This window comes from Actinomycetota bacterium, assembly GCA_040755895.1.
In the GTDB taxonomy this organism is placed as follows: Bacteria; Actinomycetota; Aquicultoria; order Subteraquimicrobiales; family Subteraquimicrobiaceae; genus Subteraquimicrobium.
In genome coordinates this window covers 20778-33357 of record JBFMAG010000120.1, presented here as the reverse complement: position 1 = coordinate 33357, position 12580 = coordinate 20778, and the positions used below count along the sequence as shown (strand labels likewise).

The window sequence follows — 12580 nt, the reverse complement described above, 5'->3', positions numbered from 1 at the left end:
TAACTCCGAGTAAATTTAAAGTACGCTTAAGGGAGCAACTTCTCATGGATAAAATCTGGACCAAGGTCACAAAGGGCATTGAAGTAACAGAGGAAGAAATGGCGAAGTACTATGAAAAGAATAAGAATAGATACAAGGAACCCGAAAAAGCGAAAACGAGACACATTCTTCTGGGAAGCGAGAAAGAGGCAAAGGATATTTTGAAAAAACTTAAAGACGGTGAAGATTTTGCTCAATTAGCCAAGAAATATTCAATGGATACAGCGACTAAGGATCAGGGTGGAAGCTTGGACTGGATGGCCAGGGAGCAATTGGCTCCGGAGTTTGCTGATGCCGCCTTTCGACTAAATCCTGGGGAAATCAGTGATGTGGTTAAGACTCAGTTCGGTTTTCACATCATAAAATTAGAGGAGAAAAAAACCGAACACCAAAAATCCTTCGAAGAGGTGAAGGAACAGGTCAAGCGGGAGTTGCTCCGAGAGAGACAAAGGAAAAAGTATCAAGCCTGGGTTAAAAAATTGAGAAAGAAGGCAAAAATCAAGATTTACATTTAGATGAGGTTCAAGGTTGAAGGTTTGAGGCGGAGGTAATCCGGTTTTATTTCGTGATAAAGTGGGGGTCGTGGGTTTATCCCCACCAAAATGGTTAGGTTTATCCCCGACCAATTTGCGTGAATGAACCACCCCTATAAGAGGTTCTAAAGTGGATTTGCGAACATGAAGGATAACTACACTTTTGAAGAGTTAGTGGAGATAATGTCCAAGTTAAGGGGTCCATCGGGCTGCCCTTGGGATAAAGAACAAACCCACAGGTCTTTAAAACGTCATCTCATCGAAGAGGCCTACGAGACCATAGAAGCCATAGACCGAGAGGATTTTACCCATCTCAAAGAGGAACTTGGCGATCTACTCCTGCAGATAGTTTTCCATGCCCAAATCGCCTCAGAAGAGGAGAAATTCACCATTGAAGATGTTTTGGAGGATATCGTCTCGAAGCTCATAAGACGCCATCCTCATATCTTTGCCGATGTTAAGGTGACATCTTCGCGGGAAGTGATCGCTCATTGGGAGGAGATCAAGGAAAAAGAAAGTGAGAAAGAATCCCTCCTGGCGGATATCCCAAGGTCATTACCGGCGCTTCTTTATGCCCTCAAGCTCCAGGGAAAGGCTGCATTGGTTGGCTTCGATTGGACCAGGAAAGAAGATATCATAAATAAGTTGGAAGAGGAAGTTGGGGAACTAAAGGCGGCTCTGGCTGGGAAAGGGGATTTGGAGGACGAAATGGGAGACCTTTTGTTCACCGTGGTCAATGTGGCACGCCATCTGGACATCGATCCAGAAAGTGCCTTGAGAAGGGTGGCCAATAAATTTCGTCGCCGCTTTGAACATATGGAGAAAGAGGTTCGGATCAAGGATAAAAATTTGAAGGATTTCTCCCTCAGGGAGCAGGATGAGCTCTGGGAAGAGGCGAAGAAAAAGTTGGAAAAGTGAAATCTGTGAACAGTGAACAGTGAACTGTGAACCAAAAGGAGCGATTGAAGTGGTAGCAATAACCGGAGTTTTTGCTAGAGAGATCCTAGATTCGCGAGGAAACCCCACCGTTGAGGTGGAAGTTTTTTTAGAGGATGGTTCATGGGGGAGATTCGCCGTTCCCTCCGGGGCTTCCACGGGAACCTTTGAGGCTTTAGAGCTTCGAGATGATGACAGCGATAGATATTTGGGGAAAGGGGTACTCAAGGCGAGATGCAACGTAAATGAGATAATCGCCCCGGCCATAGTGGGAATGGATGCTCTGGCTCAACGAGAAATAGATCTTAAACTCATACATTTGGACGGCACGGAGAACAAGAGTAAATTGGGAGCAAATGCGATTTTGGGCGTATCCATGGCCGTTGCAAAGGCGGCTGCCAATGCTTTGGACATTCCCCTCTATGAATACATCGGAGGACCAAATGCCCACATTTTGCCCATTCCCATGATGAATATCTTAAATGGAGGAAGGCATGCCGATAACAATCTCGACATCCAGGAATTCATGGTAATACCCGTGGGTGCTGATTGTTTTAGAGAAGCTCTTCGAATGGGAGTGGAAATCTTTCACCATCTCAAAAGGTTCTTAAAGGGCAAAAACTTGAGTACATCGGTGGGAGATGAGGGGGGATTTGCACCAAACCTTCAGTCTAACGAGGAGGCAATCAAAGTCATTCTGGAGGCCATCGATGGGGCGGGTTATACTCCGGGCAAGGAAATCTACCTGGCTTTAGACTCCGCCGCCTCCGAGTTCTACCGAAGAGGAAGATATATTCTCGCCGGGGAGGGCAAACAGTTCTCTCCAAATGAAATGGTGGACTACTATCGAGATTTGGTAAAAGAGTATCCCATCATCTCCATTGAGGACGGGATGGCCGAAGAGGACTGGGATGGCTGGAAATTGTTGACGGATAAATTGGGCGATAGGATCCAAATAGTCGGCGATGATCTCTTTGTAACAAATGTAAAACGGTTGCAAAGAGGGGTAAAAGGGGGAGTTGCCAACTCCATACTCATTAAGCTCAATCAGATCGGCACCTTAACGGAGGCCATCGAGACCATAAATGTGGCCCAAAGGTCCAAATTTACGACGGTTATTTCTCACCGGTCTGGCGAAACTGAGGATACGTCCATCGCCGATATCGCGGTGGCTACAAACGCCGGGCAAATAAAGACGGGCGCTCCCTCCCGCACCGATAGGGTTTGTAAATATAATCAGTTGCTTCGAATCGAGGAAAGGCTGGGAGATGCGGCGGAATATCCGGGCGTGAATGCCTTCTATAACATCAGTTTATAGCTTAGACATAAGTTTATAGCTTAGACATAATTCGTCTGAGGCGAAGAAGCCCTTACTTCGCCAAAAAGGTTCTCTTAGGTTTAAATTCTGATCCTTTAACAAGCTCAGGACAGGTTTCAAAATACTAAGCACTAAACAATATCAAATTACCAAATTATAAATGATCAAAACAAAAACCAAAATCCAGAAGAATATTAGTTTGAATTTCAAAGATTTGGATTTTGGATTTGTTAAGGATTTAGGATTTCGAATTTAGGATTTTTAAAGCCTTACTTTTTGGAATTATCTCGGCATAACATCAGTTTGTAGTCGGGGAGTCTGTTAGTGGGGAGTGAATGGTGTATTTACTCCCGACTACTAACTCTTGACTAAGGTGATACAATGCGTCGCACCAAGATTGTTTGCACCATAGGTCCAGCCAGCCAAAGTCCAAAAATCTTAAAAGAACTCATGCTAGCCGGAATGAATATCGCCCGCCTTAATCTCTCCTATGGCTCCAAGGAGTACCATTCGAGAAATATCTCCAACCTACGCCGGATCGCAAAGGAACTCGGTATTCCCATAGCCATTTTGATCGACCTACAGGGACCGAAGATTCGAATCGGTGGAATTCACGCCGGGAAAGTTCATCTCAAGGCAGGCTCACAATTTACCCTCACCGCTCGACGAGTTCCAGGTGATCAGGAAAGGGTTTCCATCAATTTCCCGCAAATCCTTAAGGATATTTCACCTAGGGATACAATTTTCATAGATGATGGACTCATTCAACTCCTGGTCAAAGAAAAGACGGAGAGCGATGTTAAATGTGAGGTGATTGCCGGAGGTGAGCTTTCTCCCCGTAAGGGTGTTAATCTTCCCGATGTCACGGTGAGTGTACCCTCCATAACCCAGAAGGATAAGGAAGATCTATTTTTTGGTCTAGACCGGGGTGTGGATTGGGTGGCTCTATCCTTCGTGAGGAAGGCGGAGGATGTCTTGGCCTTGAAGAAGCTCATCGAGGAGAGGGGCGCTTCCATACCGGTTATGGCAAAGATAGAAAAGCATGAGGCTGTGAAAAACATCGATGAGATAATAGAGGTCTCGGATGGGATCATGGTGGCAAGGGGAGATTTGGGGGTGGAGATTTCCACCGAGGAAGTCCCCATCGTTCAGAAGAGGATAATAAATGGGGCCATTAGAGCCGGGAAACCGGTGATCACTGCGACGCAGATGCTCGATTCGATGGTGAGATCCCCCCGTCCCACGCGCGCTGAGGCAAGTGACGTGGCCAATGCCATTTTCGATGGGACAGATGCCGTTATGCTCTCGGGGGAGACGGCCGTGGGGAGCTATCCCATCGAGAGCGTGCGAATCATGGCCAAATTGATTGAGAGGGCGGAATCGGTCCTCGATTATGCGGGATTACTTGAGGCGAAGAGTCGTTGGGTGCACGCCACCACCGCCGATGCAATCGCCTTCGCCGCCTGCCACCTGGCCAGTATCCTCAGGGCCAAAGCAATTATCACCTCAACTCAATCCGGGTATACCGCGCGACAGGTCTCCAAATATCGTCCAGGGGCACCAATCATCGCCGTAAGTCCCAACCCCGAGGTCACCCGCCGGCTTTTGCTTTCCTGGGGTGTGGTTCCATTGAAGGTGAGACCGAGTGAAAATATCGATGATATGTTGAGTTTGGCCGTGGATGCAACGGTAAAAGCCAGATTGGTTAAGAGGGGAGATACGGTGATCATAACCGCCGGTGTTCTGGTGAACGTTCCCGGAACCACAAATTTGATAAAAGTCCATCGGGTGGAGTAAAAATATGCGATACCGGAAAACGAGGGCAAAAAAGGGAACCAAGCCATCACAGAAGGGTTTAAAGATCCGAAGATTAAAGCCCAGAACGAGGTTTAGCGTTATAAGATCCCACATCGTTCTGGTTACCATTATTGTTCTCATGCTTCTATGGGCTCTTTATCCCTTGAAAGAAAGATTGGAGCAAAAGCGAGAGTCGGAGAGATTACGGGAAAATATAGCCGAACTCAGGGCGAAGAATAAGGCATTGAAGGAGGAAATCGCCCGCCTCAAAACCGATGACTACATAGAGCAACTCGCTCGAAAGGATTTAGGACTCATTAAGCCGGGTGAGAGCGCTTATTTGGTTGTTCCCCCGAAAGAGGATGAGGCGCGAACGGAATCCGTCAAACCAAAGAAGAGGAAGAAAAACTCACCTAGTTTTTGGGAGAGAATAAAGATTTTTTGGAAAATTTTTCCTCCAAATCTTCCCTTCTTGACATACCTTCCTTAACCAGGTACAATGAATAAACCGAGCTTAAAGTATCAACTGGGTATAATAAATAGTGGGATAAAAGTATCCGAGAGGGTACTTTTAAACTTTCATTTGGAGATGAAGGGAAATTTGTTTAAGGAGAAAGAAATTATAACCAGCCAACTTAGACGACCACCTCAAGGGCTGCTGGGGGTGGCAAAACATTGCTTCAAAGGACGTCCCTTAGTTATCCTCACCAACCCAATTTTGGAGGATAAAACGCCCTTTCCCACCGTTTTTTGGCTCACGTGTCCGGTTTTAATTAAAGAGGTCGCAAAGCTTGAGAGCGAGGGGTGGATCGATTGCTTCCAAGCTTTACTGGATAAGGACGAAGAACTATATCAAAAATTTGTTCAGGCCCATGAGAGTTACCGCCTCTTTCGCAAACAGCTCCTTTTCCCGGCAAGTAGAATGTCCCTATCACCAGCAAAGGAAAGGGTCCTCTTAAAAACCGGCGTGGGTGGAGTACGCGATTTTGGGAAGATAAAGTGCCTCCATGCCCATTACGCACACTTTTTGGCCACTGGGATCAATCCCATTGGGGAGTTGATTCACAAGAAGATCGGTGAGATAAGCTCCTGTCAGAATGAGTGTGAGTCGGAGTGAATTTTGCCTCCATCGATATTGGCACCAATTCCATCCGCCTTCTCATCGCCGAACTCGATTCCCTCGGTCGTTTGAGATGGCTGCTTAGGAAGGCGGTAATCACGCGTCTGGGTGAGGGTGTGGATCGAAATGGATTCATCAATCAAGCTGCAATGGATCGCACCCTTGAAGTACTTCTGGACTATAAGGAGCTCTTGAAAGAATATGGTACCAACCGGGTTAAAGTCGCAGCAACCAGTGCTGTGAGGGATGCCCGAAATGCAAGGGATTTTTTGATGCAAATTAGGAGAAAAATCGGTTTCGATGTGAATATCCTCACGGGCAGACGTGAGGCGGAACTCACCTTTCTCGGCGCCACCTACATCCTTCGTCAATCGCCCATACGGGCGCCTGTCTGGGCGACTTTCGACCATCGACCGATCGTGGTCATCGACATTGGAGGAGGAAGCACCGAACTTATCCTGGGAAGACTCGAAAAAACCCCAAAAATTTCGGAGATTTTTAGCTTGGACATCGGCTGTGTTAGATTGACTGAGATGTTTTTAAGGAGCGATCCACCATCGGATCGAGAGGTCGAAGCCCTTCAAAGATTTGTCACGGAAACCTCGCGAGAAGTTCTAGTGAAAATGAGGGCTGAAAAAGAATTGGTGGCCGTGGGAGTGGCCGGCACCATCACCACTCTTTCGGCTATAGATCAGAATATGGAGGTTTACGACTCGGATAAAATCCATGGATCGAAGTTACCCGTTAATCGAGTGGAAGAAATATTGGGGAGGTTGAAGAGTCTTCCCCTGGAACGGCGAAAAGAGATCAAGGGCTTGGAACCAGCTCGAGCCGATGTCATCATCGCTGGAGCCCTCATCCTTCTGGGGATTCTCAAGGGCATTGGTCTAAGCGAGGTAATCGTCAGTGAATGTGATATCTTGGATGGTTTGATCCTCTCGTTAGTTAAGGGTCAGGGTTAAAGTCGATCCTTCCACTGATGTTCGTGTTAATATGTTAATTGAACGATCTCCTTGGGTGGGAAAAATTTCATTTCTGAGGTGGAATGAATGACCGAGAGGGTCATCGTGGCTATGAGTGGAGGTGTGGATAGTTCCATCACCGCTGCATTACTCAAGCAATGGGGCTACGAAGTGATGGGAATAACCATGGAAATCTGGCCATCCCCAAAAATTGCCCAGGGGGTGGATAGATTTGGCGGATGTTGCTCACTCAAAGCGATAGGAGATGCGCACCGGGTGGCCGATCATCTGAATATTCCTCATTACACCTTGAACTTCAGGGAAGCATTCGCTCAAAAGGTGATCAACTACTTTTGCCGAGAATATGCTCGTGGTCGAACTCCAAATCCCTGCATAAAGTGCAATCAGCATATAAAGTTCGGTATTCTCCTTGAGAAAGCCAAGGAGTTTGGGGCGGATTTTATTGCCACTGGCCATTACGCAAGGATCGAATTCAATAGCTTTAAAGGAAGATATATTCTAAAAAAAGGTGTCGATTCCACGAAGGATCAATCATATGTCCTATACACCTTGACCCAAGAGAAGCTCCCCCATATTCTATTGCCTTTGGGAAATTTCACCAAAGATGAAACGCGACGTCTTGCTGTAAAGCTTGGCTTACCCGTTGCGGGTACGAAGGAAAGCCAGGAGATTTGTTTCATCCCAGACGGAGATTACGGGAAGTTTTTAAAAGGATATATGGAAGCCGCGCCTGCTGGCAGGCCCGCCTACCGGACGGGCAGGCGGGCCATCAATCCCGGTCCCATTCTCGACTCTCAGGGGAATATCCTAGGGAAGCATAGGGGGATACTCTTTTATACCATTGGGCAGCGCAAGGGTCTGCGTATTTCAGGTAAGGAGCCACTCTATGTGGTCAGCATCGACGGGGAGAGAAATGCTCTCATCGTGGGTCCTTCAAGGGATTTATATCGGCAAGAGCTCGTAGCCGAGGAGGTAAACTACATATCGGTGGAGAAATTAGTAAGACCAATGAGTGTTACGGTCAAGATTAGATATAAAGCGGAGGGAGCCCCGGCAACCATCATTCCCCTAGAAGGAGATAAGGTTCGGGTGAGATTTAAAGAACCTCAAAGGGCAATCACGCCCGGTCAGGCTGCGGTATTTTACGATGGAAATATCGTTGTGGGCGGAGGAACAATTTCTGGATATATCAGAGAGGGGAGAGGGAAGTGAGCTTACTAGAGATAAAGGATTTAACCGTTACCGTTTCCGGTAAGGAGATTTTGACCAATGTGAACTTCACAGTTGAAGAGGGAGAAGTTCATGTCCTCATGGGACCAAATGCTTCTGGGAAGACGACTCTGATCATGACCATCCTTGGATATCCCAATTACAAGGTGACCAGGGGAAAAATCATCTTTAACGGGATTGATCTTCAGGACAAACCCATTTATGAACGAGTGAAGATGGGAATCTCCATCGCTTTTCAAACTCCTCCCGAGATCAGAGGGGTTAAACTGAGGGACTTGATCAGAATCGCTGCTGGAAAGGATCCCTGGGATCCCCTAAAGGAGGAGCGGGAAACCTTGGCTACTGCCCTTTTATCCAAAGTTGGACTCGATCCTGAGACCTTTTGGATTCGAGATGTCAATGTAGGCTTCTCGGGAGGAGAAAAAAAACGGTCGGAGTTAGCCCAGGTCTTTGCGGCTAATCCGAAACTCATGATCCTGGATGAACCGGACTCCGGAGTGGATATCGTCTCTTTAAAAACTTTGGGGATTGACCTTGGTGAATACATCAGGGAGAAGAGATGTGCCTCTCTGGTCGTCACCCATTATCGACATATTCTTCCCTACATCAGGCCACATAGAGCCTCGGTGATGTGTAATGGACGGATCGTTGCCAGCGGGGATCCCTATGAGATATTTTCAAAGATTGAGGAAAAGGGCTATTGTGAGTACCTTGAAATTTGTCCACCCGAGATGAAAAGGTTGGTTGAGAGGGAGGAGAGACGATGACCAAGTTACCCAAGTGGAGAAGAGAATCCATCAAAAGAGCTGAAGCGGCAAGAGAGAAGCGGGCAAAACTTGGTCCCGATGTGGATATCGATAAATTCGAAAGGGAAGCCCCAAATCATCCCACAGTTTCAACTCCTGGGGAGCTTCCCCAGGAAATTCAAGAGGCCGCGAGGATGGTTGGAATCGATTCCAATGAAGCCATGCGTTTGGGAACCTTCTTTCAGTGTGATCATTCCGTTATCGTTGCCCGGACTCAGAAGGGTATTCCCGGTGTAGAGATAATGGGCATGAACCAGGCTTTGGAGGAATATGACTGGCTTGCCGATTATTGGTGGAAGGCTGTTCCCGTAGACATGGATAAATACACGGCCATGGCTGAAATCAATCAAACCGAGGGCTACTTCATTCGAACCGAACCGGGTGCAAGGCTCACCCTACCGGTGCAAGCATGTCTATTCATGGGAAGCTATGGAATACTGCAATGTCCCCATAATGTCGTCATCGCTGAGGAGGATTCCGAGTTGCACATCATCACCGGCTGCACAATCCATCCATCGGTTGATTTCGGCATGCACATCGGTGTTTCCGAGTTTTACATCAAGAAGGGAGCCACCATCACCTTCACCATGATTCACGGCTGGGCACCCAAAATCGAGGTCAGACCGAGAACGGGTGCCGTCATTGAAAGAGGCGGAACATTTTTAAGCAATTACGTCTGCTTTCGCCCAGTGAAGACCCTCCAGATGTATCCCGTAGCTTATTGCCAAGGAGACGATAGTAAAGCCAGATATCATACCCTAATCTACGGGTGCAGGGATTCCTTCATTGATGTGGGGAATCGGGCGGTTCTCAAAGCTAGAGGAGCAAAAGCTGAGGTAACCACACGGGCCATTGCTAGGGATTCCTCTCAAATAATCGCCCGGGGACATCTGGTCGGTGAGCGCACTGAAACTAGAGCTCATCTCGATTGTCGAGGTCTACTCCTTTCCGAAAAAGCCAGGATTCATGCCATTCCGGAGTTAGAAGGAAAAGTCGAGGGGTGTGATCTTTCTCACGAGGCAGCCGTGGGAAAGATCGAAGAGGAGCAATTATATTACCTGATGTCGAGAGGCTTAAACGAGGAGCAGGCAACCTCCCTAATTGTGCGAGGCTTTTTAGATCCCGAGATACCGGATCTCCCTGATCACTTAAAGCGGGAAATCAGGAGAATCGTACAACTCACAGCCGAGAAAGTGCTTTAGGTATCTTTGAAAAAACAACTGCTTTTCAAAAAATGTTGAATGGTGGGGGTGGCGGGATTCGAACCCACATAGCATCGCTGCCGACGGATTTTAAGTCCGTTGCCTGTACCAGATTCGGCTACACCCCCCGTATTTGCGAACTCTATAACCACCATTCAAGAAATTCTACAGCAAAATCAATATATCAAACACAGAAAACAAGATCAACATACAAGAAATCTGCTCTCTTAAATTCTTATGTAAAAATCCTCTCAACATCTCCCCTATGTCACCGTGTCAATTTTGATTTATGGATTATGAAATGACTCAAAATTCCTACACAACCAAATAGCCTATATATTGATACAGCTATAGTTTTGTTTTATTATTTACAGCCAAGGACTTACCCTTAGTGGCATCAAAGATAATTGAAGGGTGGTTTTGGCTAAATCATGGCTATCCACGAGCAAATTATAGGAGTAAGCATATTATTATTGGCTGGTTATGTGGGAGGAAAGATAGCTAGACTGTTTAAACTCCCAGCGGTAGCTGGATACATCATAACCGGAATCGTCCTTGGTCCCTTGGCTACAAATATCATACCTATGAGTTTGAATGAGTCATTGGGAGGCATAAAGGTATTAGGATTGGCTTTGATTGCCTTAATCATTGGCGGAGAATTGCACTTCGGGAAACTGAAGAGATTGGGTAAAAGTATCACGGTAATAACCTTGGCTCAGGTAGGTGGTGCCTTCCGTAGTAGTATTTCTAACCACAAAGTTTATTCTTGGCATGTCCCTTCCTATATCCTTACTATTGGGAGCTATGGCTTCGGCTACAGCTCCCGCATCTCCAGTGGCTGTAATTAGAGAATATAAAGCTAGAGGTCCATTCACTAGCACACTTTTAGCGGTGGTGGGTTTGGATGATGCAGCGTGCATCACATTGTTTACCATCGTGGTGGCGGTAGTGGGCATAAAAGGTTTTAGTACAGAGATGTTCACAACACCATTATTTAGAGTGGGCGGTTCCATAATCTTTGGAGCCGTATTGGGATTTATAATGGTTTATGTTCTTAAGTTGGTAAAAGACAGACACGAGGTACTCGCATTATTAGTAGGGCGCTTTTGGGGGGAGAAATAGGCGAAATGGTAGGATTTTCCGCTCTGTTGCTTTGTATGGTGATGGGATTGACGGTGGCTAACTTTCATAGCTCAGAAGTGTTTACACTCTTGGAAGATGTAGAGCTACCCACATTTGTGGTATTTTTTGCCTTAACTGGTGCCAGTCTACGCCTTGATGTGCTCACTGCAAACTGGTTAATACCCTTAATATATGTTATAGCCTGGGGAATTGGTAAAGTTGGCGGAGTATTTGCTGGTGCGCCGCTTCTGGTGCGGAAAAAGTGGTCCAGAAATATTTGGGATTTGCCATGTTCTCCAAAGCTGGACTCACTATAGGACTAGTTCTCATCGTCCAAAGCAAATTTCCGGAATTCGCAGCTCTAATTACGGCTATAGAGTTATCAGCTGTAGCTGTTTGCGAATTACTAGGACCCATAGGTACCAGGTATGCTCTGGTGGCTTCGGGCGAAGTTCAGGAGAAATAGAAGTGGTAGTGATGGTATGATTTGACAGAAACAGATGGAAAGGATCATTAAAAGTGAATTTTAGAATTGGTTGCTTTAGGATATAGTTTGGGGGAGGGGGTTGATAGGCTTGATTACCACAGTGACTCTAAATCCAGCGGTGGACAAGATCTTAAGGGTCTCTAGCTTGAGGTTGAATAGGCTAAATCGGGCGGAGGTTTTAATGACTACGGCGGGGGGCAAGGGTGTAAACGTCTCGTATCTTCTGCAGGCTTTTGGTTCCGAAGCCATCGCCATGGGATTTGTTGGGGGTACTTCTGGTCAATCTCTTGAGGAGGAACTCAGGAAAGCTGGAATCACCACCAGTTTTGTGCATATAGCCGAGGAGACCAGGACAAATTACATCATTCTAGACGAAACACGTCGTACTCAAACGCAGGTCAATGAGAGGGGACCACTTGTTTCGATCGAGGAGATTCAAGAATTTGAGAGAGCCTTCAAGAGGGCGCTTTCCCGCAGTGAAATGGTCGTCATTGCGGGTTAGTCTCCCCAAAGGTGTGGAACCAGGAATTTATGCTGAGCTGATCACCATGGCCAGAGAAAGGGGGGTAAAGACCATTCTTAATACCACAGAACCCGCACTTATCAGGGGTCTGGAGGCCCAACCTTTTCTTGTCAAGCCGATATCCGGGCTACGGACCAGTTCATGGGGGTGAGGCTCAATTCCGATCGCCGAAGACTGGAAGTGGCTCAAAGGATTTTGGCCAAAGGCGTTCAAGTCGTGGTCATCGCCTCCGATCATATAAATCATATCGTGCTTACTCCGGAGCAAATATGGGAAGCGAGTGCTCCTGGTTTAGAGATAGTGAGCAGAGTGGGTGTAGGAGATGCTATGATAGGTGGGATGGCTTTTGTTTTGGCAAAGGGCGGTGCGATCGATGAAGCCATCCGACTGGGAATGGCTGCTTCAATAGCTGTGGCTAGGAAGGTTGAGAATAGGATAGAAAGCCGACAAGAGGTGAGCAATTCCTTGATTGGGTACAGTTAAA

At 46.8% G+C, this 12580-nt stretch carries 16 protein-coding genes and 1 tRNA gene; 16 read left to right on the top strand and 1 reads right to left on the bottom strand.

Going from position 1 to position 12580, the window contains the following annotated elements; all coding sequences use genetic code 11:
• The 10 genes from AB1466_05700 to AB1466_05655 all read left to right on the top strand — a co-directional run.
• On the top strand, positions 1-554 hold a 554-nt coding region (locus AB1466_05700), incomplete at its 5' end, for a peptidylprolyl isomerase (GenBank protein ID MEW6189584.1).
• Positions 555-716: 162 nt separating this feature from the next.
• Positions 717-1490: a nucleoside triphosphate pyrophosphohydrolase gene (gene mazG / locus AB1466_05695; protein MEW6189583.1), complete on the top strand. Its 774-nt coding sequence runs from the start codon at positions 717-719 to the stop codon at positions 1488-1490.
• A 49-nt stretch (positions 1491-1539) separates the two neighbouring features.
• Positions 1540-2826, top strand: a complete 1287-nt coding sequence (gene eno / locus AB1466_05690) for a phosphopyruvate hydratase (protein MEW6189582.1) — start codon at positions 1540-1542, stop codon at positions 2824-2826.
• A gap of 381 nt (positions 2827-3207) precedes the next feature.
• Positions 3208-4623: a pyruvate kinase gene (pyk, locus tag AB1466_05685; GenBank protein MEW6189581.1), complete on the top strand. Its 1416-nt coding sequence runs from the start codon at positions 3208-3210 to the stop codon at positions 4621-4623.
• 4 nt (positions 4624-4627) lie between these two features.
• Positions 4628-5113: a septum formation initiator family protein gene (locus tag AB1466_05680; GenBank protein ID MEW6189580.1), complete on the top strand. Its 486-nt coding sequence runs from the start codon at positions 4628-4630 to the stop codon at positions 5111-5113.
• A gap of 9 nt (positions 5114-5122) precedes the next feature.
• Positions 5123-5740 carry a DUF501 domain-containing protein gene (locus AB1466_05675; protein MEW6189579.1) on the top strand — a complete coding sequence of 206 codons (618 nt, stop codon included), beginning with the start codon at positions 5123-5125 and terminating at the stop codon, positions 5738-5740.
• On the top strand, positions 5737-6705 hold the full coding sequence (locus AB1466_05670) for a Ppx/GppA phosphatase family protein (protein MEW6189578.1): 969 nt from the start codon (positions 5737-5739) through the stop codon (positions 6703-6705). The genes AB1466_05675 and AB1466_05670 overlap by 4 nt, the downstream gene beginning before the upstream one ends.
• A gap of 87 nt (positions 6706-6792) precedes the next feature.
• Positions 6793-7938, top strand: coding sequence for a tRNA 2-thiouridine(34) synthase MnmA (mnmA, locus tag AB1466_05665; GenBank protein MEW6189577.1), 1146 nt, complete (start codon positions 6793-6795; stop codon positions 7936-7938).
• Positions 7935-8723 carry a Fe-S cluster assembly ATPase SufC gene (sufC, locus tag AB1466_05660; protein ID MEW6189576.1) on the top strand — a complete coding sequence of 263 codons (789 nt, stop codon included), beginning with the start codon at positions 7935-7937 and terminating at the stop codon, positions 8721-8723. Before mnmA ends, sufC begins: the two co-directional genes overlap by 4 nt.
• Positions 8720-9964: a SufD family Fe-S cluster assembly protein gene (locus AB1466_05655; GenBank protein MEW6189575.1), complete on the top strand. Its 1245-nt coding sequence runs from the start codon at positions 8720-8722 to the stop codon at positions 9962-9964. The genes sufC and AB1466_05655 overlap by 4 nt, the downstream gene beginning before the upstream one ends.
• A gap of 40 nt (positions 9965-10004) precedes the next feature.
• On the opposite strand, the gene AB1466_05650 is transcribed toward AB1466_05655, so the two are convergent.
• Positions 10005-10092 (bottom strand) — tRNA-Leu (locus AB1466_05650).
• 303 nt (positions 10093-10395) lie between these two features.
• Here AB1466_05650 and AB1466_05645 point away from each other — a divergent pair.
• From AB1466_05645 to AB1466_05620, 6 genes are all read left to right on the top strand, one after another.
• Positions 10396-10812, top strand: coding sequence for a cation:proton antiporter (locus AB1466_05645; protein MEW6189574.1), 417 nt, complete (start codon positions 10396-10398; stop codon positions 10810-10812).
• Positions 10769-11086 carry a cation:proton antiporter gene (locus AB1466_05640; protein ID MEW6189573.1) on the top strand — a complete coding sequence of 106 codons (318 nt, stop codon included), beginning with the start codon at positions 10769-10771 and terminating at the stop codon, positions 11084-11086. Before AB1466_05645 ends, AB1466_05640 begins: the two co-directional genes overlap by 44 nt.
• A gap of 5 nt (positions 11087-11091) precedes the next feature.
• Positions 11092-11403 (top strand): cation:proton antiporter, encoded by a 312-nt coding sequence (locus AB1466_05635; GenBank protein MEW6189572.1) that lies wholly within the window; start codon positions 11092-11094, stop codon positions 11401-11403.
• A complete protein-coding gene (locus tag AB1466_05630; protein MEW6189571.1) occupies positions 11349-11552 on the top strand; it encodes a hypothetical protein in 204 nt (67 codons plus the stop codon). Before AB1466_05635 ends, AB1466_05630 begins: the two co-directional genes overlap by 55 nt.
• Positions 11553-11652: 100 nt before the next feature.
• Positions 11653-12075 (top strand): PfkB family carbohydrate kinase, encoded by a 423-nt coding sequence (locus tag AB1466_05625; protein ID MEW6189570.1) that lies wholly within the window; start codon positions 11653-11655, stop codon positions 12073-12075.
• A 168-nt stretch (positions 12076-12243) separates the two neighbouring features.
• Positions 12244-12579 (top strand): PfkB family carbohydrate kinase, encoded by a 336-nt coding sequence (locus AB1466_05620; protein ID MEW6189569.1) that lies wholly within the window; start codon positions 12244-12246, stop codon positions 12577-12579.
• The last annotated feature ends 1 nt before the right edge of the window (position 12580 follow it).